General features: G+C 45.0%; 1 pseudogene. It reads left to right on the forward strand.

The window, feature by feature from the left end:
• Positions 1-83: 83 nt before the first annotated feature.
• Positions 84-934 (forward strand): annotated as a pseudogene (bsdA, locus tag ACWHAR_RS24295) (transcriptional regulator BsdA); the annotation flags it as partial.

A 934-nucleotide genomic window follows, 5' to 3' on the forward strand; every position in this document is an offset into this window, starting at 1 on the left:
CATACTCCTGATATATCCATATGAAAAATATCTATTAAATCTATATTTAATACCTAAAAGGTATGATAAGGAGGCGCTTTCTTTTGGATATTCGCCAGCGTCGATACTTCATTACCATTGCCCAAGTCCGCAGCCAAAAAGCTTCACATGGCGCAGCCGCCTTTAAGCAGGCAGCTCAAACAGCTGGAGGACGAGCTTGGTGTTGTTCTGTTTGACCGGAACAAGAAAAAACAAATGACTCTTACATATGAAGGAGCTGTTTTTCTAAAAAGAGCAAAAGAGATTCTGCATAGGTTTGAAGATGCAGTCATTGAGGTACAGGAGCTGAAGGAGGAAGTAGCCGGTACACTTGCCGTGGGATCAACGATTTATTGCGCGGCTCTGATGCTTGAAAAAGTAACACAGATCAAAGAGAGATACCCCCATCTCACCTTTTATATTTGGGAAAATGAACCCGCGACACTGTTGGAACTGCTGGAAAGCCGGCAAATCGATGCGGCGGTCACGACAACACTGATCAAGAGTGACACAGTACAATTCAAGCAGCTTGATGACATTCCATGTGTGCTCGTGCTTTCAGATGAAGCCGGATATCCGTGCGGAGACACCATTAAGATGGAGGACATTCCTTCATTTGCGCTGATCCTGCTGCGGCCTGTCAACGGAAAAGGCGTTTATAATCAGGTCATGAATGAATTTCATCGTTTGAACCTGGAGCCGCGCATTGTTTGTGAATGCCACGACTCTGCAACTTTGCTCAGCCTCGTGTCATCCGGATTCGGCGCGTCTATTTTGCCTGTCACAATGATTCCCGTTCATATGAGAAATCACGTTCACACCGTCCATATCGAAAATAATCCCTTCATTATGACACCGGCTGTTATGTGGAGAACGGACAGTTATTTACCTAAACCGGCACAGCAATTTTTGGATT

Source organism: Bacillus sp. LR--39 (genome assembly GCF_053613335.1).